The sequence below is a fragment of the Emergencia sp. JLR.KK010 genome, assembly GCF_037018265.1.
Lineage (GTDB): Bacteria > Bacillota > Clostridia > Peptostreptococcales > Anaerovoracaceae > Senimuribacter > Senimuribacter intestinalis.
This window is the reverse complement of the sequence record NZ_CP143550.1, coordinates 2,190,768-2,212,533: the sequence shown is the minus strand read 5'-3', so window position 1 is coordinate 2,212,533 and position 21,766 is coordinate 2,190,768. Positions and strand designations below refer to the sequence as shown.

17 protein-coding genes are annotated in these 21,766 nt (G+C 44.3%); 16 read left to right on the top strand and 1 reads right to left on the bottom strand.

The window, feature by feature from the left end:
• Positions 1-16: 16 nt before the first annotated feature.
• A complete protein-coding gene (locus tag V1225_RS10635) occupies positions 17-1,189 on the top strand; it encodes an amidohydrolase family protein (protein ID WP_338546399.1) in 1,173 nt (390 codons plus the stop codon).
• Positions 1,190-1,308: 119 nt separating this feature from the next.
• Positions 1,309-3,003: an AAA family ATPase gene (locus tag V1225_RS10630; RefSeq protein WP_160202376.1), complete on the top strand. Its 1,695-nt coding sequence runs from the start codon at positions 1,309-1,311 to the stop codon at positions 3,001-3,003.
• A gap of 71 nt (positions 3,004-3,074) precedes the next feature.
• Here V1225_RS10630 and V1225_RS10625 read toward each other — a convergent pair whose 3' ends face one another.
• Positions 3,075-3,959, bottom strand: coding sequence for a LysR family transcriptional regulator (locus V1225_RS10625; RefSeq protein WP_160202375.1), 885 nt, complete (start codon positions 3,957-3,959; stop codon positions 3,075-3,077).
• Between the two features lie 147 nt (positions 3,960-4,106).
• Here V1225_RS10625 and V1225_RS10620 point away from each other — a divergent pair, with 147 nt between their 5' ends.
• The 14 genes from V1225_RS10620 (at position 4,107) to V1225_RS10555 (ending at position 21,616) form a co-directional block, all read left to right on the top strand.
• Positions 4,107-5,513: a hypothetical protein gene (locus tag V1225_RS10620; protein WP_160202374.1), complete on the top strand. Its 1,407-nt coding sequence runs from the start codon at positions 4,107-4,109 to the stop codon at positions 5,511-5,513.
• Positions 5,513-7,129: a M14 family metallopeptidase gene (locus V1225_RS10615; RefSeq protein ID WP_160202373.1), complete on the top strand. Its 1,617-nt coding sequence runs from the start codon at positions 5,513-5,515 to the stop codon at positions 7,127-7,129. The genes V1225_RS10620 and V1225_RS10615 overlap by 1 nt, the downstream gene beginning before the upstream one ends.
• A gap of 27 nt (positions 7,130-7,156) precedes the next feature.
• Complete coding sequence (locus V1225_RS10610; RefSeq protein ID WP_160202372.1) at positions 7,157-7,570, top strand: hypothetical protein; 414 nt, start codon at positions 7,157-7,159, stop codon at positions 7,568-7,570.
• Between the two features lie 4 nt (positions 7,571-7,574).
• On the top strand, positions 7,575-9,503 hold the full coding sequence (locus tag V1225_RS10605) for an alpha/beta fold hydrolase (protein ID WP_160202371.1): 1,929 nt from the start codon (positions 7,575-7,577) through the stop codon (positions 9,501-9,503).
• 100 nt (positions 9,504-9,603) lie between these two features.
• Positions 9,604-11,019, top strand: coding sequence for a glycoside-pentoside-hexuronide (GPH):cation symporter (locus tag V1225_RS10600; RefSeq protein WP_161909292.1), 1,416 nt, complete (start codon positions 9,604-9,606; stop codon positions 11,017-11,019).
• Between the two features lie 13 nt (positions 11,020-11,032).
• The gene (locus tag V1225_RS10595; protein WP_338546395.1) at positions 11,033-12,421 is read left to right on the top strand and encodes a hypothetical protein; all 1,389 of its coding nucleotides are present in this window, start codon (positions 11,033-11,035) and stop codon (positions 12,419-12,421) included.
• A 9-nt stretch (positions 12,422-12,430) separates the two neighbouring features.
• Entirely contained in the window at positions 12,431-13,897 is a 1,467-nt protein-coding gene (locus V1225_RS10590) for a hypothetical protein (RefSeq protein WP_161909294.1), read from the top strand.
• Between the two features lie 52 nt (positions 13,898-13,949).
• Positions 13,950-14,522 carry a GntR family transcriptional regulator gene (locus tag V1225_RS10585; RefSeq protein WP_161909295.1) on the top strand — a complete coding sequence of 191 codons (573 nt, stop codon included), beginning with the start codon at positions 13,950-13,952 and terminating at the stop codon, positions 14,520-14,522.
• 130 nt (positions 14,523-14,652) lie between these two features.
• Positions 14,653-15,840 carry an aminotransferase class V-fold PLP-dependent enzyme gene (locus V1225_RS10580; RefSeq protein ID WP_338546392.1) on the top strand — a complete coding sequence of 396 codons (1,188 nt, stop codon included), beginning with the start codon at positions 14,653-14,655 and terminating at the stop codon, positions 15,838-15,840.
• Between the two features lie 19 nt (positions 15,841-15,859).
• Positions 15,860-16,327: a RidA family protein gene (locus V1225_RS10575; RefSeq protein ID WP_338546391.1), complete on the top strand. Its 468-nt coding sequence runs from the start codon at positions 15,860-15,862 to the stop codon at positions 16,325-16,327.
• A gap of 69 nt (positions 16,328-16,396) precedes the next feature.
• Complete coding sequence (locus V1225_RS10570) at positions 16,397-17,746, top strand: MATE family efflux transporter (RefSeq protein WP_338546390.1); 1,350 nt, start codon at positions 16,397-16,399, stop codon at positions 17,744-17,746.
• 494 nt (positions 17,747-18,240) lie between these two features.
• The gene (locus tag V1225_RS10565) at positions 18,241-19,143 is read left to right on the top strand and encodes a LysR family transcriptional regulator (protein ID WP_160202363.1); all 903 of its coding nucleotides are present in this window, start codon (positions 18,241-18,243) and stop codon (positions 19,141-19,143) included.
• A 94-nt stretch (positions 19,144-19,237) separates the two neighbouring features.
• Positions 19,238-19,822 carry a LysE family transporter gene (locus V1225_RS10560; RefSeq protein WP_160202362.1) on the top strand — a complete coding sequence of 195 codons (585 nt, stop codon included), beginning with the start codon at positions 19,238-19,240 and terminating at the stop codon, positions 19,820-19,822.
• 102 nt (positions 19,823-19,924) lie between these two features.
• The gene (locus tag V1225_RS10555; protein WP_338546387.1) at positions 19,925-21,616 is read left to right on the top strand and encodes an AAA family ATPase; all 1,692 of its coding nucleotides are present in this window, start codon (positions 19,925-19,927) and stop codon (positions 21,614-21,616) included.
• Positions 21,617-21,766 lie beyond the last annotated feature (150 nt).

Genomic DNA, 21,766 nt, shown 5'->3' with positions numbered 1-21,766 from the left:
TAAAGGAGATGAGATTATGATTTTAAATAACTGCAGATTGATTCCGCAGCTGTCGGGAGGCGTTGCCTCAGACTGCGGCAGTGTTTGTATAGAAGATGGAAAAATTGTTCGTGTGAGCGCAGCTTCTGTTTCTGATGCGGGAGAGGATGTCTTTGACTGCGGCGGCAAAACGTTGCTGCCGGGACTCATCGACTTGCATACACATATTACGCTTCTGGGCGGGGCTGGCGTTGATTGCGTCAACGATCCGATGAAGCTTTTGATTGCGGCAGTAGAGCAGGCGCAGAAATGCCTGCCTTATGGATATACAACCATTCGGGACTGCGGCAGCTTTGCAGGCGTTGCGATTTACGCGAGAGATATGATTCAAAAAGGCATTGCGCCGGGACCTCGTATTTTGGCGAACGGGGAAACGCTGACTTCCAGCATTATGTGGAAGCCGGGCGGAAGTGAAGCCGGCGTCAGACTCAGTGACGGTGCAGAGGAGTATCGCAGGCATGTACGCATGGAAGCGGCAATGGGAGCGGACTTTATTAAAATTTATGCCTCCGGTTCGGCCTATGACCCTTCCGGCGTTCCAAAGCACCCAATTATGACCAGAGATGAAATTCGCACGGCAGTGGAAACCGCTCACATGCATGGGCTTTATGTGGCGTCGCACTGTCATGCGGACAGTGCCATCAGAGACTGTATTGAATGCGGTGTGAAGACCATCGAGCACGCGACGTACATCAGTGATGAAACGATTGCGCTGCTGCAGAAGACGCAAGACTGCTATCTGGTACCGACCTTTGCTGCTATGTATGTGAGTCAGACAGAGCCTGCGGCTCGTGAATTCTGGCTAGCGCGGCTGACGCCGATGCTGGAAGCTTGTGCCAGACAGATTGAAAAGGCGTACAAAGCAGGCGAGAAAATGGGATTTGGTACAGACAGCGCGCCGGGCTCTCCTCAGTACGAGAAAGGCGTAGAGTTCCAGATGAGAAAAGATTACTGCCATATGGAAAACGTGGACATCTTGCTGCAGGCGACCAAGTATAATGCGGAAATCGCAGGGATTGACCATATGGTCGGCGAAATCCGAGAAGGTCTGATGGCAGATTTGATTCTGGTAGAAGAAAATCCAGCGGAGGATATCTCCGTGATGTATCATAGACCGGCATGCGTATGGCAGGCTGGAAAGCGGATATAGAATTGTTTACATCGTGCAGGACAAAGGAAACGCTTTGTCCTGTATTTCTTTTTTGTTCTGCTACTTGTGATTTTTCTGTTTTTCACGTATACTATAGGTACGAAGAAAGGAGACGGCTGATGGAGAAGAAGAAAATTCCAATCGGATATGAGGACTTTAAGATATTCAAAAAAGAACACCTGTATTTGGTCGATAAAACGTCGATGATACAAGAACTTCTAGATGCCGGGACGCAGACCACCCTGATCACAAGACCGCGCCGATTCGGAAAAACCCTGAATCTTTCCATGCTTCGCCGCTTCTTTGAAGATGAAAGAACGCCGGAAGGCAAGAAAATAGACAATCGCCATCTCTTTGACGGACTTGCCATCATGGAGATGGGAGAGAAGTATCTGGCCCATATGGGACAGTATCCAGTAATCAGCTTGTCACTGAAATCAGCCAAGCAGGCGACCTTTGCGATGGCACACGCCAGCCTGATTGATGACATCATCAAAGAATTTGAACGCCATGCTTATGTACTTTCTGGTGAGATGACTGAGAGAAACAGGGAGCAATTTACTGCTGTCATGCATGGCAAAGCAGAGGATATCGCTTATGCGAAAGCGTTGAAATTTCTCTCCGAGTGCCTGTACAAATACCACGGAAAAGAGGCCATTATCCTCATCGACGAATACGACGTACCGCTGGAGAATGTGTATTTCAGCGGCTTTTACGATGAAATGATTGGATTTATCCGTTCTCTCTTTGAGTCCGCCCTGAAGACCAATCCCTATCTGAAACTGGGTGTGATAACAGGGTGTCTTCGAATCAGCAAAGAAAGCATCTTCACGGGTCTGAACAATCTGGAGATTCATTCCATCATCAGTCCTAAATACAGCAGCTGTTTTGGCTTTACCGAAGCAGAAGTGAAGGCACTGCTGCAGTATTACAATCAGGAAGAGCGATACGAAGAAGCAAAGTCCTGGTACGATGGATATCTCTTTGGAAATACAGAAATCTATAATCCGTGGAGCATCCTAAGCTATGCGAGCAACGTAAGAGCAGGCGCGCAGATTGCGACCAGACCGTACTGGTCCAACACCTCAGGAAACGACATCGTAAAAACCATGATAGAAGACGCAGATGATACCACCCGGGAAGAACTGGAAACCCTGATGGATGGAGGCACCATCCAAAAGCCGGTTCACGAGGAAATCACCTATGGCGACATTCATGCGTCCAAAGACAGCCTGTGGAACTTTCTGTTCTTTACAGGGTATCTGAAGATGAAAAGCCAGCGAATTGAAAACAGGGATATCTATATTGAAATGGCGATACCAAACGAAGAAATTGCAGCCATTTATGAGCGCAGCATTAAAGAGTGGTTCAACCGCAAAGCAGAAGCACTGGACAAAAGTCCGTTGATTAATGCGTTGGAAGAGGGAGATTGCGAGGCGGCAGAGAACTTCATCAGCGAGCAGCTGATGGATACCATCAGTTACTTCGACTACGCGGAGAGCTATTATCACGGATTCCTCAGCGGGCTTCTGATAAACAACGGGCGCTATTCGGTGCATTCCAACAGGGAGAGCGGAAACGGCAGACCGGACATCGTGCTAAAAACGCAGGCAATCCGCAAGGGGAATGTCATCATTTTAGAACTGAAAGCTGCAGGCAGCATTGCGGAGATGGAAGACGCATGCAAAAAAGCCCTACAGCAGATCGAGAAGCAGCAGTATGCGCAGGGCTTTCTCGCAGAAGGGTACCCTAAGGTGAGCAAATACGCCATCGCATTTTATCGGAAAGAATGTATGGTGGAGAGAGAAAGCTAAAATTGCAAATTTCCTATTGCGATTAATCCAGGAGAAACCAAAAACGTCACTTCTAAGGAAGTGGCGTTTTTTCATTCCTGCTGGGTTTGATAATAGTTCAATACATAGCGGTAAAATGGGTGATTTTCTATGTTTTGCCTGTCAGTTCGGTAAAGCAGGGAAAGGCTAATCGGCATATCGTCTTCAAAGGCGACAGCTCGAAGGTGCGGGGATTGCGCAAGGATTCTTGTACAGACACTTTGCGGGAGGGGTATAAAAATGCCCGGTTTTGTAATCATGCTGGGAGAAGCACTGTCATGACAGACGCTATAGGTAATCTGTGCTGCCTTCTCAACATCGTGGGTATTGTGTGGGGCATTAATCAGCATGTGATACCCTGTGAGATCAGAGGAACGGACAGGTAGGCTTTTTTTTGTTAAAGGATCATCTTTATGGAGCAGAAGGCTCAGTGTGTCGTTTCGCAAGGGAACCGCTGTAATATATTTTGGTGTTTTAGGTGCATTGACAGAACCTCTGTCAAAACAAAAGTCCAATTTTCCGTTTAGTAAATTTTTATATTTGCTGTCTTCAAATTCCGGAAAGGTCGTTAACTGATAGTTTGGACACGCCATAGTAAAGCCTGCTAAAAGATCAGGAATTTCCGTAAAGTTGATTAGGGCTGGAAGTCCCACAGAACATTGATTTTTATCCATAGAGGAAAATTGCTCCATGGAAAGAAAAAAGTCCTCCCAAGAAGAATTCAGTGCAGAAGCTTTTGTGACAAAGAATACGCCGGCATCGGTCAGTTCGACAGAGCGGTTGGTTCTGATAAAGAGAGCAAGTCCCAGTTCCTTTTCAACTTTTGTTACCTTCTGTGATACGGCGGACTGAGTTAGAAACAGTTTATTTGCAGCTGCCGTAATACTTTTTTCTTCTGCGACTTTCAGTACGCAGAGGATATCCTGCATATCGATCATGTAACTTGCTTCCTTCCTTATCATTAATTTTTTTGTATTGTCATTATAATCGATAAATTTACAAAGTGCAAGAGAAGTCGTAAAATTTAATTAAATAAAACATTTTATTGAACATATCAGATTAGAAAGCGAGAAAGGATAAACAAAGTGAGAGAATATACCACTACAGCAAATCAGTTGATGCTGCAAGGAAAGCCGCTTACCTATCGTACCAGGTGCAAAGCATATGCTGTAAAAGACATCGATGGGCGGGAAATCGGCGACATGTTTTTCTATGAATATATGCGTACGGATGTTGTATGTTCGGAGAAGAGACCGGTTCTCTTTGCCTATAACGGCGGACCGGGGGCTTCCTGTTTTTGGCTACATATTGGATGCTTTGCGCCGAAGAGAGTGAAAATGGAATGGATTTTTAATGGAGAAGAGGAACCGAAGGAAACCCTTCTGGAAGAAAATCCGAATTGTCCCTTAGATATTTGCGATATTGTACTGATTGATCCGCTGGGAACTGGCTATGGATCCTTTGCAGGAGAGCAGGAAGTGAAGGCGTTTTGTTATCCGGAGGCTGATGCAGGCGTGATTGCAGACTTTATTGCTGACTGGCTGATTGAACACCAAAGAACGGATAGTCCTGTTTATCTGGCCGCAGAAAGTTATGGAACCATTCGTTCTGTATTGGTGGCAAGCGCGCTGACGGGAGGTCCACTCCTTCCGTCTGCAAAGGCAAAGGGCATCCGTGTTTCCGGCATGATTATGATGGGCTCTTCCATCATCGCCGAACCGACAAATAGTTTTTTCTCGGAAAAAGGACTGCCGTTTAGTGTGCAAATTCTACCGACTGCAGCGGCAGCAAATTGGTATCACAGCAAAGAGAAAAGCTGTACGCTGGAAGAACGCATGGATGAGACACAGCAATTTATTGAAAATACCTATCTGCGGGCCTTATATCTTGGAAGCAGGCTGCCAGAAGAAGAACAGACAGCGGCAGCAGAACAGCTGTCTGCGCTGACCGGCCTTTCTGCGGGGTGGCTGAAAGTCCATGGACTGCAGTTTGACAGTACATACTTTAGAAGCCAGCGGTTGTCTGAGCAGGGGATGATAATGAGTCTGTATGACGCAAGATTTGTGCGCAGGCAGGGTACAGAAATTGACCCGGCAGCAGACGATGCAGCGCTCGGTAAATTAGCGCCATATTTTCTGAAGGGTCTTCGAGCATATGGAAAAGAACTGGGCATAGAGGAGATGAAGCCATTTATTTATACAGATTTTCATCAGGCAATGAATTGGACGTTTCGTGCGGACAGTACGCCTTTTGCCCATCTGCAGGCGGCTTTGGACAGGGATAAAAACATGCGGGTGTTCTTTGCAAACGGGGTTTATGATTTCTGCTCTGAAGCAGGGCAGGCGGCTTACGCGGCGGCGAAGCTGCGCACTGACGAAGGTCAGGTATTGGTAAAGAATTATCCATCAGGACATATGCCGTATATTGGAACGGAAAGCGCGGCCCTGCTTGGGAAAGATTTGCGGGCATTTCTGCAGAAAGGAATCTACTGATGCTTTACAGAAAAGATCACTACTATACATATGAGGAAATAAAGATGCTACTGTCAGCGTGGCAGCAAGGCTATCCATCGCTTTTGAAAGTAAGTTCCATCGGCAAGACTTACGAGGGTAGAGAAATTTTTGCCGCAGAAATGACAGCCGGCGGAAATCCAGAAAGAAAACCGGGCATTCTGATCAACGGAAATTTGCACAGCAAAGAACTGATCGGATCAAATGCAGTGCTTTATGCCATGGAGTATTTTCTGTCCGGCTATGGAGAAGATTCATCTGTGACGAAGCTTTTAGAAGCGAAAACCCTGTATTTTATTCCAAGAATCAACGCAGACGGTGCAGAGATTTCGGTGGCAACGCCTTATACGCGCAGAGGTTCAAAGCGAATGTTTCACGAGGAAGAAGAGGGTGTTTATCCTGCTGATATCAACGGAGATGGAGAAATTGTGAAGATGCGGATTCCATCAGGCAGCGGTCAGTGGAAATGCGACGAAATAGACAGCAGACTGATGGTGCCGCGAACGGAAGATGATAAAGAAAGCGTCTTTTATGATCTTGTAACGGAGGGTCTGGTTTGCGGAGAAGTCACGAGACCGTTAAAAGACGCAAGAGATCCTTACGATTTAGATCCTAATAGAGAGTTTCCTTTTGACTGGAGCAAGGATACCATCGGATATACCCGCAGGGAATGCAGCGGTAAGTATCCGCTGTATGAATGCGAAGTACGGCATTTGGCGGATTTTATCTTTGCCCATGAAAATATCAATATGGTAGTCGATGAGCATTCCTGCGGCGGCGCCTATATTGCGCCGATGACATTCTGTCAGGAACACGGCGGTCCTGAAAAAGATGTAGAGATTTTTGTACGAGAAGGCGTGAAAGCGACAGAGCGAACCGGCTATGTTTCAAACGGTGCGTTTCCGCCGGGTCTTGTTGGTGTAGCAAAAGGCAGTTATACGACTTGGCTGTATTATGAGAGAGGCATTGCGGCATGGTGCAACGAGAACTGGAACAGCAGACAGCTTGTGGAACCGGTCGACGCCGACCATCCGCTCCCATATATGACGGCATTGACGCCGCCGGAGGATGCGTTGGCGCTGGAACGAAAGCTCCTTGCATGGGACGACACGCAGAAGGAATCTTATTTCTGCCCATGGACGGAATTTGAACACCCACAGCTGGGAAAGGTTGAAATCGGAGGATGGAAGGAAAAATGGATTATGGACAATCCACCGACTTTTTTGATGGAGCAGGAATGTGAAAAGGCGCTGCAGTTTATCCTGCAATGCATCGAAGCATCACCGCAGCTATCGATGGGAATACCAGCGGAAGTTTTGCATGAAGGAAAAAGATACATAGAAGTTCGGATAGAAAATACAGGGAAATATCCTGTCAGCGGAACTTATCAGGCGGAAAAATTGGGAATTTCTGCAGAAATTACAGCGGATATCTACTTTGAAGCGGACTGCTGTTCAGCGGAAAATTTACCTGAAAATTTGGCAGGAGGAGAAGTGGTCGTACTACGGTTTGCGGTACCGGAAACTGTATCAGGTCCGTATCGTATTGAACTTTGCAGCAGATGCAGTGGAACAGTCAGTGTATCAGGTCGGATATAGAGAAACAGCAATAAGTAGGTAGATAAAATGAGATATGATGAAAATATTTTAATTGCGGAAGAAAAAGAAACATGCGTTTTTTTTGAGAAGCTAGAGAATGATGATAGTGCAGTGTATGGAATTTTGATGAATCCATGGATAGGATCATTTTTCGATTATGGAGATAGCATTTATTTTGACGCAGAAAAGGATAAGGATTTCTGTTTGTTTCTGGAAAAATTGATAAAAGAAAGTGTTTTTCTGGATGAAATGGAGATTACCAAACCTCTCGTAATTTTGCAGGAAGAAGGGAAATCTCCGTTTAGTACAATCCATGGGGAAGTTTTATTTACAATAATAAAAGCAAAATGCCCTGATGTACGATGTTGCATGATTATGTACCCAAAAGAGAGAAAATTAATTGCGAAATTGAGAGCTGAAAAATGGTTCAAGGAGGGCTGAAACTATGCAGAAAAAATTACTGTCTGTAAACAATTTTAAGGATATGGTCTATATTACGGAGCCTTCTTCAAATGGCAGGGGAGATTATAGCTATAGCCAGCAATTTTGGTCTGAAAGGAGTAATTCTTATTTAGGAAAATGCAGATTCCAGGGAAGAGAGCAAGGCTTTTGGGCTGAAGAAGAAGGTTGCAACTTGAATTGCCCGCAAATTTCGCCTAATGGACAAATGGCTGCTTGTATTGCACAGATGCCAGATGGTAGCAAGGCGCTATGGATTTATGATTTACTGCAGCAAAAAAGAACAAATATTATCAATATCAATGATGTGGAAGAATTTGTTTGGTCTGCGGATAGTAGTTCTATATGCATGATTATCGTAGAAAAAGAGCCAGATAAAGATGGAATTCGTATGGTTGATTCTGTCGGATATAGATCGAATGAAGATAAAGGAATACGCCCGGAAAAAAGATATATTCTTATGATTGCTGATATTCAAAACGGAAAGTTAAAAAGCCTTCTATGTGAGAGAAAACCTTTAAAAAAGGTGATTTGGATGAAAACGGAGGATGCTGTAATTGTTTTTTCTGGTGAAACGCAAAGCTATTTGAAAGTAAATGTGCAAAGTAAGATTCGAACGGTTCTTTGCAGTGGATTAATTATGGCGTCCAAGTGGAGCCATGCTGTTCTGACGCAGAATGAAAAATATCTTTTTGTGCCTACTTCCAACTTTGATAATGGCAGTGGGCAATGCAGCAGACTGACCTGTGTAGAAACAGATGGAACAGGCATTGTTTCGGTTAAACACAGCGGACAGATACCAGAGGAATGGGTTCCTGCATATAGTGACGGAGATATTCTGGAAACAAAGAACGATTATATGGGTACAAGTTTAGAAAGCGAAGCGTTTTTCGCGGTCGGAGAGCGAGGCGGCGTAAGCGGCATTTATTGTGGAACTTATTATAATGGGGAAATTCTTTGGAAAAGGATATGCGAAGGCGGTGTTTTTACAGCGTTGACAGTGGTAGATAAGGATACATTGCTTACAGTTTGGAGTGATGCAGATATGCCGCCGGAACTTTATAAGGTTGGTATTTCCTGTGGAGAAATGAAAAAAGTCACTGACGCAAACGCTTGGACTGAGAAATATGCATTAGCATCCCAAACGCGCATTTGTGTTGAGGTTGGTACAGCAACGAAATTATATGGATATTATATGCTGCCACCGATGTGTCTAAGGAATCAGGTGCATGATAAGCTGCCAGTAGTGCTGACAGTACATGGAGGACCGGCATCAAGCTATTGCGGTGGATTTTTTATGGAACGCCAGCTTTTAGCAGCACAAGGGTATTGCGTAGTTTATGGAGATCCAAGAGGAAGTACAGGATATGGTGAGGATTTTGCGCGGGCAGATTATGCTTTTGATGGAACTGCAGCGAGTGATTTGATGGTACTGTTAGATTATGTCCTTGAAAAAATTGATATGCTAGATAAGAGCAGGCAGGCTGTAATTGGCGGAAGCTATGGAGGCTATATGACAGTTTGGCTGGCGGCTCATGAGAAACGATTTAAAACAGCCTGTGCGCTGCGCGGTTTATTTAGCTATCTTGATTTGACGTTACTTTCTGAAGGGGCAGGGCAGGTACCATTTGGAGCGGATACAAGTAGCGTGCTGGGAGAGTTTATTAGAGACTCTGTTTTTCTGGAGGGGAGAAAAATAACAATTCCTCTGCTTATTTGTCATGGGGAGAAGGATATGGTTTGCCCAGTAGAGGGTGCCTATAGGCTTTATGCAGCAGTACGGGACAATCAACCGCAAGTTCCGGTTGAGCTTAATATTTTCAAGGACTGCAAGCATGCGATTGATCCACAAAGCGCAGAAAATAGTATAAAGTTTTATGATGCAGTATTATCATGGTTAATAAAATACCTATGATTAATAAATGAGAGAGAAGCAGGGAAGGGAAGTGATATAAAGAGGGAGAAAGATGAAACCGATATTCGCTTTAAGAAAAAAGAAGTAAGGAGAAACTAAAATGGGAAAGAACACGACAACTTTACCAAATCAGAAGAAATTGCCGAAAAAACTGGTTTTACTGTATGGTGCATCAAGTTTTGGTGTGTCAAGTTTAACAATCATGAATGCGGCATTTTTGGTATTTTTTTACACACAGGTATTAGGTATAAAAATTGAAATTGCCAGCACAATCATACTGATTGCTAAAATATGGGACATCATCAATGACCCTATGATGGGTGGCATAATTGATATGACCAGGTCTAAAGAAGGAAAATGCCGTGTATGGCTAAAATATTTTACGGCACCTGCAGGCATTCTGTTTGCGTTAACTTTTATGTGCCCGAGCCTATCGGGAACCGGTCGGATTGTGTGGGCAGCGGTTATTTACATTTTGCAGGGAATGTTGAGTACTGCATTATTTATTCCTTCTAAAACATTATGTGGTCGAATCACGACAGATAAAACACAAAGGGCTTTATTACAACAGTCAGGCAGCGTGTATAGCGTATTGGCAAATTTGTTTGTTGGATCGGCAACAATGCCACTGGTTGGTATGATTGGCAAAGGGGATATGCAAAAGGGATTTATGTTTGTAGGGATCCTTTATGGAATTCTATTTATGATTTCATATTTCATTACCTTTTGGGTAACGAAGGGATATGAGCCAGTAGAAGAAGTGGAAGTATTAAGTGGAGAGAGACTAGGTGAAAGAATTCCGCTTTCGGTTAGTTTGAAGGCACTATTTTCAAACAAAATGTTCCTTATTCTTGTAGTAGGAATTTTTATGCTGTACTTTGCGAACTCACTTCCGAGTGCGACCAATGCGTATTATATACAATATAATTTGAATAACAATATGCTTGTATATTCTATCATATCGTTTTCTGGAATAGGAGGCGCTATGTTCGTTGCGATTACCCTGAGTTTTTTTGTAAAGCGATTGGGAAATAACGGAACTGCTATTTTGGGATGTGTTGCTGCTATTTTAGGATTGCTCATCAGATTTATTGCACACGACTGCAATATGACCATTCTTGCAATCGGAAATGTCGGATTAGGATTTGGTGAGGCATTGGCAGCTGGAACCATGGTTTTGAATATGTTTGATGCTGGAACATATGGTCAGTGGAAAGCTCCAAACAGCGCATGTAATGAAGCAATTTTGCTTTCTGGTCATTCTATGGCATATAAAATTGGAATGGCGCTTGGCGGTCCGTTGGGAGGATACATGCTTTTAATGGTGCCATTTGTAGAAGGAGCGGCAGTGCAGGAGGAAAGTGTTATAAATTTATTCTTCTATATGGAAACCATCATACCATGCCTGATGTTTATTATTCCGTTAGCAATCTTCTTATATTTGAGAAGATTTGAGAAACAAATTCCACTGATGAGGAAAGAAATCGCAGAACGCGAACAGAAGGAAAACGCATAAGGAGAATCAAGATATGTTTGCAGAAAAGAAATTTGTGACGGAACATACCTGTGAAGTAAAAGGACAGAAAATTTCGTATCGCGCAACAGTAGAAAATTTTTTCCTCTATGATAGAGAGGGAGAAAAAGAGGCGAGCATGTACACGTTTGCTTACGAGAGATGTGATATCGAGAGAAAGCCGCAGCGTCCCGTGCTGTTTGCCTATAATGGAGGACCCGGCGGCGCCAGCGCCATGATCAATTTTGCCGCGCTTGCGCCAGAGCGGGTTAAAGTCGGAGAGGCAACCTCGCTTTCTATGACGCCGCCTTATGAGGTAGAAGAAAATACGGAATGTATTTTGGATATCTGTGATATTGTTACAATCGATCCCATCGAAACTGGCTATTCCAGACTGCTGAAAGCAGAGGCAGGCGCGAAATACTTTAATACGGAAAGCGACTGCCGCTCTTTTGTAAAAATCATTGCAAAGTGGCTTGATGCACATGAGCGTTGGAACAGCCCGGTATATCTGATGGGAGAAAGCTATGGAACGATTCGAAATGCTATGCTGGCAGGCATGCTCAGCGTGGATTTAAAAGCAGGATGCAACTATGTCAATCTCAGTGGGATTATCATGCTGGGCAGCGCCTTTGATCATGGTCAAAAGGCTTATCCAATCGACACGCCGATTCTGAATTTTACGGCTGTAGCAGCGACTTACTGGTATCATCATCAAAGCATGCTGCCGGCACGGGATGTTTTTTTGAAAGAAGCGGATCGTTTCGCTTATGAGGAATATCTGCCGGCATTAGCATTAGGACGGCGACTTCGTGAGGAAAAAAGAACGCATATCAAGGAGCGGCTGACTTATTTCACCGGACTTGATGAGGAAACCCTGGAAGATTTGAATCTTCGCGTGGATACTTACAATTATCCTGCCTATGGTTTGCGGAAAGAAGGGAAGGTACTGGGTCGTTATGATGGTAGATTTACCATGGAAGCGCCGAAGGGCAGCTGGGATGATCTGGAGGAAGAAGATATGGCAAGCAGCGGACTGATGAGCGCTGTGCAGCAGTGCTTTAACAGCATCTGGAAGAAAAAACTGCATATCGATCTGGAAGATGCGTACAGACCGCTGTGCTTCGATATTTGTGCTGATTGGGATTTTTCTACAAGTACAGCACCGATTAAGAGTTTGGTACAGGCAATGAAACGGATTCCAAATATGAAACTGATGTTGGGCTGTGGTTACTACGACTTGCTGACTACGATGGGTTTTTCTCAATATACGCTGGATCAGTTCAACCTGCCGGCAGAAAGAGTGCGGATGGAATATTTTGAAACTGGGCATATGCCATATCTGGGCAGCAAAGAGTGTGATGCTTTTGGAAGAGCGGTCAGAGCATTTATCGAATGGAACTAGGAGAACGAAATGAGAAAATTTCAACCTTATATGACAGAGTCATTTGAACGGCTTAATGGGACGGCATCCCTTGAAATGTTACTGCGCCATGGGAAGATTCGTGCAGAAGCGGTGAGCGAGGATCACGTGTTTTATGATGAGAGCGGTGCGCCGGAGGCGATCATTTCGACGATTTCTTATCTCAGGATAGACGATGAGAATTCGCAGCGTCCGGTCATGTTTATCTGGAACGGCGGTCCGGGAAGCGCCACTTCTATGCTGCAGCTGGAATGTTTTGGACCTTACTGCATCAGCAAAGATGCGGAGGAAAAGCTTACCTATGGTCTTGCAATTGAGTCGGACACCATTTTGGATGTATGCGATCTTGTCTATGTAGACCCGGTGGGTGTGGGGTATTCCAGATTGCTCCAAGAAAAAGCGGCACCTGATTATTTTTCCGTTGATGGCGATGCGAGAAGCACTGCTTTTGCGATTGCATCTTGGCTGAAGAATCACAATCGCTGGAACAGTCCGCTTTATCTATGCGGAGAAAGTTATGGCACAATCAGGGCTTGCCGCGTGCTTTCTGAGCTGGGCAGGGATGTAATGTATGGGAACCGGATGATGCTGGGAATTCCTGTTGCAGGCGTGATTTTAATTGGCTCAGCCCTTTCTCTGGATGCGGGAAACGGACGCATTTTTGAACCCGCGTTGGAACTTTTGACTGCAGCGCTTCCGTCTATGGCAGCGACGCATTGGTATCACAATCGAAAGGGGCAGTGTGACCGAGAAGTCTTTTTGAAGAACGTGTGGGAGTTTGAGAAAAGAAAGCTAATTCCGGCGCTGTTTGAGGGGGATGATTGCCCGGCTGAAACGGTGCAGTCGCTTGCGAGAGAACTTGCAAACTATACGGGCATGGAGGCAGCTTATTTTGAAAAAACAAGACTGCACCTGCGGGATGTAGAAGACTTCATGACCCAAGTCGTTTCCCATAAGAAAAAACGGGTCGATTTATTTGACGGTCGCATGACATCACCTCTTGCCGGTACGTATAACGCAGCAGGAGATGACAATATGCCACTTTCTGTGATGAACGGACTGCTTGCAGCGCAGCTGGGGATAGAGACGGATAGAATTTACTACACCGGAAATCTGAATATAAATGCTGCCTGGGATTATACTGTAGAAGATGGGAAGTCTCATATGGACTGCCTCAAAAATGCCGCAGCGAGAATGCCGGAGATGAAAATTTTGGTTGCCAGCGGACTTTATGACTTGTGCACTCTGGTGGGAAATACCAGATATCAGTTTTCGCACAGCGGCATTGATCCGAGGCAGATGATACTAAAAGAGTATCCGGGCGGTCATGGCGTCTATTCCAGCAAAGAGGGCAAAACGACCTTTTTAAAAGACGTGAGAGCGTTGATCTGTAAACAGAAGGAAATTTTTTCTGAAAAAGATGCGCTGCCCCTTGACGAATCGAGAAAAAACCTGTAAAATAGTTATTGAACATATCAGTGAAAATGGAAATGATAATGGGAGTAATGATATGGCAGAAAAACTATCGGAGAAGGTTTATCACAGTATCAAGGCAGATATCGACAGCGGTGTCATCGACGGCAGATCCTTTCTAAGTGAGGCACAGCTGGCGAAGCAGTTTGGCGTTAGTAAAGCGCCGGTTAGAGATGCGCTGCATCTTCTTTGCAGCCAAGGATATCTCATTAGCTATCCAAGAAAAGGGTATATGCTGAATTTATATTCTTCTGATGAAATCAATCAGATACAGGTGATTCGCCGCCAGGTTGAGAAGCTATGTGTGAAACTTGCCATAGAAAATGCTTCTGATGAAGAAATCCTTTCTTTAAAGGCATTTACAGAGCAACAAATGGGCAGCAGTGATCCAAGCAAAACTAATAACACTATGTTCCATCTGCGGCTTGCAGAGATTACGGGAAATCAGTATTTGCCGGGTATTTTGCAGGATATGCTTTATAAGGCTTCTATGGCAGCAATAAAGAGCAGTTCGGACTTAGAAAAACATCAGCATATTGTAAATGCGCTTTTAGAACGGGACTTAGAAAAAGCAGAACTGTATCTGGAAGAGGATATCATGATGCTGTAATAACTTTAAAATCATAATTTATGCCTTGTAGCTTTTGCAGAAAATCTGCAGGGCATCTTCTAAAAGGTTATTGAACATATTAGAGAACCTTTTAATAGATATGTGAGTGCAAGGAGGACGATAAATAGAGATGTACGAAACTGATAATATGGATAAATTTGCAGAATTTCGCACCCACGTGCCGGTGCTTTCCCATACAGCATATCTGGATACCAGCTCCACAGGTCTTGTTCCGGACTTTGTACATGATGGAGTAGCAAGGTATCAGGAGGATCGCTATCTAAAGGGCGGCGATTCTGTTTGGAGGCTGCCCGGCAGCGAAGAGACTGGAACCATCGGCATGATGGACTGGGCAAAGACACAGATTGCACAGATGATTGGAGCAAAGAAGGAAAACATTGTCTTTGGCAATAATTCTTCTCATATTTATACTTTGTTTACCTCCGGCATGTATTTTGAACCGGGAGACAACGTAGTACTGGTGGAAAACAGCTGGATTGCAAATCGCTTTGCATGGCAGGTAAGAAAGCAGGACGGCCTTGAGGTGAGATATGCCAAGGCAAGAAACGGCGTGATTCTGCCGAAGGATTTGTTTGCACTGTGCGATGAAAAAACCAGAGCAATCTGTATCTCTTTAGTGGAAAGCTTTACTGGATTTCGCATGGATGCGGCAGCCATTGGCACCTACTGCAGAGAAAAGGGCATTTGGTTTGCAGTAGACGGCGTGCAGGCGCTGGGGGTCATGCCGGTGGATGTGAAGGCCATGAAAATTGACTTTCTCATCGGAAATGACTATAAATGGATGATGAACTACTGCGGCACAGGCTACGGTTATATCAGTCCGAAGCTTCTTAAAAGCTTGAAACAGTTTGGCGCCGGCTGGATGAGCGATGATGAGCGTTTTAATACCAGCAAGCAGGAACTTTCGCTTCGTGATGATGCAGGGCGCTTTGAACTAGGGTTTCCAACGGTTTCCGGCATTTATGGGCTGGGACTTTCTTCGGCAAGGTATTTGGAACTTTCCGCAGACGATATTGCAGAGTATGTGCTGGGGCTTGGAGATTATTTGAAGGAGCGCATAGATACTGCAAAGGGTGTGCGCCTTGCTTACGATTTCTCAAGAGAAAACAGATCGGGTATTCATGTGCTTTGCATTGATGAGGAAAACGGTGTGACAGGTGAAAAGCTTTTGGCTGCCGGTATCGGCGCCGGTGTAAAGCCCGGCAGCACCCAGGGCACGCAGGAAATGCGCGTTGCACTGCACTATTATAACAACAAAGAAGATATCAATCGTCTGATAGACGTGATAGGTAAATAATATGAAAGGCAGGATTAATATGATGGATGTAGAAAAGAAATTAGCGGAGCTGGGAATTGATTTATCAGCAGGACCGGAGCCGATGGCAAACTATGTAAGCGTACAGAAGGCCGGTGGTTTTTGGTTTTTTTCAGGTGCAGGTCCTTTTGAAAACGGAAAGCCGGTAGTCTTCGGCAGACTGGGTGAGAATCTGACAACGAAGGAAGGCTATGATGCAGCTAGACTTGCTGGTATCAATCTCCTCGCCGTATTGAAAAGAGAACTTGGCGGCGACTGGGATAAGCTGGAACAGATTGTCAAAGTGCAGGGTTTTGTAAACAGCACTACGGACTATTTTGAACAGCCGCTGGTAATCAATGGTGTATCCGATCTGTTCGGTGAAGTGCTGGGTGATCGCGGCAGACATGCCAGAACTGCGGTAGGCACCAACGTGCTGCCGTTCCGTATTCCGTTGGAAGTGGAAATGATTGTAAAAGTAAAAGAATAACCTATAATCATATAGACAGGCGGCTGAGTAATCTTGGCTGCTTGTTTTTCTGGAAAGGGGGGCGAAATTTTGAACGATGAGAAGAAAGGGCTGTCTCTCATGACAGAAGGAGTTATCTGGAAGAAACTCATCGGCTTTGCAGTTCCGGTATTTTGCTGTTCGGTATTTCAGCAGCTTTATTCTACCGTTGATGCGGTTATAGTGGGGCGTTTTGTAGGAACAGAGGGCCTTGCTGCTATCGGCGTGACAGGGCAGATTATCATGCTTGCAGTCAGTATTGGTCTGGGACTGATGATGGGCATCAGCACGGCAGTCAGCGAGTATTGCGGCGAGGGACGTTTTGATAAGGTGCGTCAGGTTATTGTGATTTCTATCTTTGTGGTAATTGCAACATGGATTCTGAAGCTGATTACAGGGCTTTTTCTGGCTGAGCCTATTTTGCGGGCTGTGAATACACCACCGGAGGTGCTCGCCAGTGCGGTGCTTTATCTGAAGATTGTCTTCGTAGGAGGGCTTTTTACTTATGCATACAGCATGTGCATTTTTATTATGCGAGCCTGTGGAGACGGCAGCAGACCTCTGTTTTTTCTGGCATTTTCCTGTATCTGTAATATTGTCCTCGACTTGCTCTTTGTCAAGGGGCTATCTATGGGTGTTGCAGGTGCCGCGATTGGCACAGTCATTGCGGAGAGTCTGGCGGTGCTGATGTGTCTTGTCTATATGAAGAAAAAGATGCCTATGCTTTGGGTCAGCCGGGAGGATTTTCACAATACGAAAAAATCAAGGGTGGCTTACGTGCTGAAGTTGTCTGTACCGACCAGTCTGCAGGTGAGTATTGTCAGCCTGGTGGCGATTTTTGTGCAGGCGGTTATCAACGAATATGGTGCGGTGGTGGTAGCAGGCTATGCAGCGGCACAAAAGATTGAGCAGATTGTCATCATGTTTGTCAATGCACTTTCCGGTGCTCTGAATACGTTCACGGCGCAGAACCGGGGTGCGGCACGCTTTGATCGGATTAAAGAAGGAAGACATATAACGGTGCTCATCAGTGTAGGCTTTATGGCAGTGATGACGGTGTTTGTGTTTTTTGCCGGAAAACCGCTGCTGGGCATTTTTGTAGATGATGCAAACAGTGCTGCCGTGGTGGAGGAAGGATACCTGTATCTTAAAATTACTTGTGGTTTTTACATCATTTTGGGTCTGTGGCAGACATATATGGCAGTGCTGCGGGGTATGGCGGATGTACTGATGCCGCTGGTGATCGGCGGGATTCAGATTTTAGCGAATCTGTCTGCAATCTGGGTTCTTGAACCGCTTTTCGGCAAAGGTGGAATTTGGCTTGCTGTGGGCGTCAGCTGGAGTTTATGCTTTTTGGCGGCGCTTGTGAGGATGCGGAAATATCGTTTAGAGAAAGGGTGAAGGTTTCTGTGCGGCTGCGGTTGTGTTTTTGCGGCTTCGATTGTGCAAAAGTGAGAAAACAGGGGCGGTTTGCACAACCAGCTGCGGATTGGAGCGCTAAAAGTTGTGCGAATTCTTTCTTTTTAGGGTGATATGCACAACCAGATAGGCGATGCGTATGCAGTAGTTGTGTAAAGTAGGTTAAATTGCAGAGTAATTGCACAACCAGAGAAATACAAATGTGATTAAAGTTGTGCAAATAGGCACGAAAAAGTGCATCTTGCAAAACATCTACTGCTAAAGTTGTGCAGATTTGCAAATCGGTAAGATGATTTGCACAACATATGCTTTAGGAATGAGAGCAAAGTTGTACATTGGATGTAGGAGGAAATACAAGCTGTAATTTAGGTGGCGGATTCCCGTGTGTTTTCTCCCCGCCCTTGTGCTTCTTTGAAAAAAGGAGTAAAATAATGGTGAAATCCTAGGGAACATGTTTAAATGGGAAAGGCACGCATATGACTTTACAAAAATTGAAATACTTGATTACGATTGCGGAAAAAGGTTCTATTACGGAGGCCGCAAAGGCTTTGTATATTTCGCAGCCCAGTCTTTCTCAAATGGTAAAAGAAATCGAAAAGGAATTGAATTTTACCATTTTTACTCGCTGCCGCACAGGTGCTACGTTGACAACGGAGGGTATGGAGTTTTTAGGTTACGCAAGGCAGGTTGTGCAGCAGATGGAGCTTCTAGAGGGAAGATATTTTGGCAGCGAGGCAGGAAAACAGCGCTTTTGTGTATCTTCACAGCATTACACCTTCGGAGCGAATGCTTTTGTTGAGTTGGTGAAACAGTTTGGACAGCAGCGGTATGAGTTTATTTTAAATGAAACACAGACGTACCAGGTAATTGCTGATGTTCGAAATCGGTTCAGTGACCTTGGGATTCTTTATCTAAGTGACAGCAACAGACAGGTGATGCATAAAACCCTGGAGGAAAACAATCTGAAGTTTTACGAATTATTTACCGCAAAACCTCACGTGTTTTTATGGAGAAAGCATCCTTTGGCAAAGAGAGAAAAACTTAGCTTGGAAGATTTGAAACCATATCCGAGACTCAGCTTTGTACAGGGTGTATATGAGTCTTCCAATTATGCGGAGGAGCTGTTCAGCAGCGAGGATGTGGAAAAGAGTATCAAGATTAGTGATCGGGCTGCAATTGTCAATTTCATGATAGGTTTAAACGGATATACCATTTCAAGTGGAATTTTTCCAAAGGATTTGCACGGAGATGAGATTCATTCGATTCCACTGGACGCAGAGGAAGCAATTCATATTGGCTATATTTTAAATAAGGACAGGGAGCTATCTGAACTGGGAAAAATCTATGTTGAAGCAATCAGACAGTATCAGTCTGAATAAACATAGGGACAGTTTATGGATTAGCATAATAATTAGATATTACCTATTGATAACTGTTTCGTGGTATGATGATACCACGAAAGGAGGCGTAATTATGCCAGGTTATGTAATAGGTAATTTTTTTATTTATGCAATGATTAACGCATTTACACCGGGACCGGGGAATGTGCTAGCGCTTAATACGGTGACAAACTATGGATGGAAAAGGGGAAAGCCTTTATTCTTCGGGATTTTTACAGGGTATTTTGTCGTTGAGATTTTGTGTGCAATTTTCGTGTTCGGTGTTAGCACAGTGCTGCCTTCTATGCTTGGGGTAATGAAATATATAGGTGCAGCTTATATTCTGTGGCTTGCAATCCATATGGCAATCAGTAAGCCTACAGAAAGCAGTGATGGTAAATCGGCATCCTTTATGAAAGGCTTTTTACTCCAGTTTGTAAATGTGAAAATTTATTTGTTTGGTATTACAGCGTTGACAGGCTATGTTACAAATTATAGTACTGAATTTGGAACTTTGATTCTTTTTGAGCTTATTATTGCAACGATAGGAACTATTGCAACATCAACTTGGGTTGGAGTAGGGCTGTTAATTCAGAGAGTTTATCAGCAGCATTACAGAGTGATTAATATCGTGCTGGCAGCGACTCTGATGGAATGTGTGTATAGTATGCTGAAGTAACCGAAAAATGTTTTGCGTTGAAAGCGAACGGGAAAATCTTACTTGTGATTTTCCCGTTTTTCACGTATACTATAGGTACGAAGGAAAAGAGGTGAGTCGAAGATGGATAAGAAGAGACTTCCCATTGGATTTGAGGATTTTAAGAAATTTAAAGAAGAAGACCTGTACTTAGTAGACAAAACCTTGCTGATAAAGGAATTACTTGATACAGGGGCACAGACAACGTTGCTCACAAGACCCCGTCGTTTTGGCAAAACCCTGAATCTTTCCATGCTTCGCCGTTTCTTTGAAGACGAGAGAACGCCGGAAGGTGAGAAGATAGACAATCGCCATCTCTTCGAAGGGCTTGCTATCATGGACACCGGAGAAAAGTATCTTGCCCATATGGGGCAGTACCCTGTGATTTCTTTATCGCTAAAATCAGCCAAACAAAGTGACTTTGCAATGGCGTACACTATGTTAAAACGAGAAATTGTTGCAGAGTTTTCCAGACATCAGTACGTACTTGCCGGTAAAATGAACGGAAACGCGCAGGAAAAATACGAGGCGATTTTGGAAGAAGGAGAAGAAGCTTCCCTATATGTAGACGCAATCCGATTTCTGTCTGAGTGCCTGTACAAATATCATGGGAAGGAAGCAATTATTCTCATTGACGAATATGACGTACCTTTAGAGTGTGCATATTTCGGTGGTTTTTACGATGCAATGATTGGCTTCATCCGCTCCCTCTTTGAGTCCGCCCTGAAAACCAATCCCTATCTGAAGTTTGGCGTAGTGACAGGATGCCTTAGAATCAGCAGGGAGAGTATCTTTACAGGACTGAATAATTTAGAAATTCATTCGATTATCAGCGAGAATTACAGCAGCTGTTTTGGCTTTACGGGTGAAGAAGTGCAGGAGATGCTTGCCTATTATGACCTTTCTGGCAGGTTTTGTGAGGCAAAGGACTGGTATGACGGCTATCTTTTCGGAAATACAGAAATTTACAATCCGTGGAGCATTTTAAACTATACAAAAAGCGTGCTGTCGGGGAATCAAATTTCAACAAAACCCTATTGGTCCAACACTTCCAGCAACGGAATTGTAAAGGAACTTGTAGAAGAAGCAGACGATATGACCCGCCAGGAGCTGGAGATTTTGATGGAAGGCGGCACCATAGAAAAGCCGGTTCATGAAGAAATTACCTATGGCGATATACACACATCGAAAGATAATCTGTGGAACTTTTTGTTCTTCACAGGATATCTAAAGATGAAAAGCCAGCGAATAGAGAAACGGAATATCTATATTGAAATGGCGATTCCCAACGAGGAGATTGCATCCATTTATGAACAAAGCATCAAAGAATGGTTTGACCAGAAGATAGCAAATGTGGATAGAAGCAGTCTCATCAAGGCTTTTGAAGAAGGGGACTGTGAGGCTGCGGAGAACTTCATCAGCCAGCAGCTGATGGACACTATCAGCTACTTCGATTATGCGGAGAGCTACTACCATGGATTTTTGACAGGGCTTTTGAAGAATGCAGGTCGGTATATGGTGCAGTCCAATCGTGAGAGTGGAACGGGCAGACCGGATTTGATTCTCTGTGAAAAGAAATTTATGGGAAAAGCTATTATTTTGGAGTTAAAAGTGGCAAAGACCTTTGCAGAGATGGAAGAGAAATGCGAAGAGGCATTGCAGCAGATAGAAGCGCAGGATTATGCTGCACCACTTTCAGCTGACGGATACAGACCGATATTAAAGTACGGAATTGCGCTGTACAAGAAGGGCTGCATGGTGAAGAAAGCAGAATAAAAAAATCGGCTCAATGTCAAATGTTGGAGTGGAGCACAAACAAAAATTATTAAAACAACCGAGGAGACAGAGCTAAATCTGTCTCTTTTCGTTTAGTATTGAGTTGTGGAAAGAATAAATGTTGAGGCGGTCACCCCAACATTTATTATA

Bases quoted from the DNA above. Each gene is read 5' to 3' on its own strand.
- V1225_RS10565 (WP_160202363.1), top strand. From the start codon at position 18,241: ATGACTTTACAAAAATTGAAATACTTGATTACGATTGCGGAAAAAGGT.
- V1225_RS10560 (WP_160202362.1), top strand. From the start codon at position 19,238: ATGCCAGGTTATGTAATAGGTAATTTTTTTATTTATGCAATGATTAAC.
- V1225_RS10595 (WP_338546395.1), top strand. From the start codon at position 11,033: ATGTTTGCAGAAAAGAAATTTGTGACGGAACATACCTGTGAAGTAAAA.
- V1225_RS10605 (WP_160202371.1), top strand. From the start codon at position 7,575: ATGCAGAAAAAATTACTGTCTGTAAACAATTTTAAGGATATGGTCTAT.
- V1225_RS10585 (WP_161909295.1), top strand. From the start codon at position 13,950: ATGGCAGAAAAACTATCGGAGAAGGTTTATCACAGTATCAAGGCAGAT.
- V1225_RS10610 (WP_160202372.1), top strand. From the start codon at position 7,157: ATGAGATATGATGAAAATATTTTAATTGCGGAAGAAAAAGAAACATGC.
- V1225_RS10630 (WP_160202376.1), top strand. From the start codon at position 1,309: ATGGAGAAGAAGAAAATTCCAATCGGATATGAGGACTTTAAGATATTC.
- V1225_RS10635 (WP_338546399.1), top strand. From the start codon at position 17: ATGATTTTAAATAACTGCAGATTGATTCCGCAGCTGTCGGGAGGCGTT.
- V1225_RS10575 (WP_338546391.1), top strand. From the start codon at position 15,860: ATGATGGATGTAGAAAAGAAATTAGCGGAGCTGGGAATTGATTTATCA.
- V1225_RS10625 (WP_160202375.1), bottom strand. From the start codon at position 3,959: ATGATCGATATGCAGGATATCCTCTGCGTACTGAAAGTCGCAGAAGAA.
- V1225_RS10580 (WP_338546392.1), top strand. From the start codon at position 14,653: ATGTACGAAACTGATAATATGGATAAATTTGCAGAATTTCGCACCCAC.
- V1225_RS10590 (WP_161909294.1), top strand. From the start codon at position 12,431: ATGAGAAAATTTCAACCTTATATGACAGAGTCATTTGAACGGCTTAAT.
- V1225_RS10555 (WP_338546387.1), top strand. From the start codon at position 19,925: ATGGATAAGAAGAGACTTCCCATTGGATTTGAGGATTTTAAGAAATTT.
- V1225_RS10600 (WP_161909292.1), top strand. From the start codon at position 9,604: ATGGGAAAGAACACGACAACTTTACCAAATCAGAAGAAATTGCCGAAA.
- V1225_RS10615 (WP_160202373.1), top strand. From the start codon at position 5,513: ATGCTTTACAGAAAAGATCACTACTATACATATGAGGAAATAAAGATG.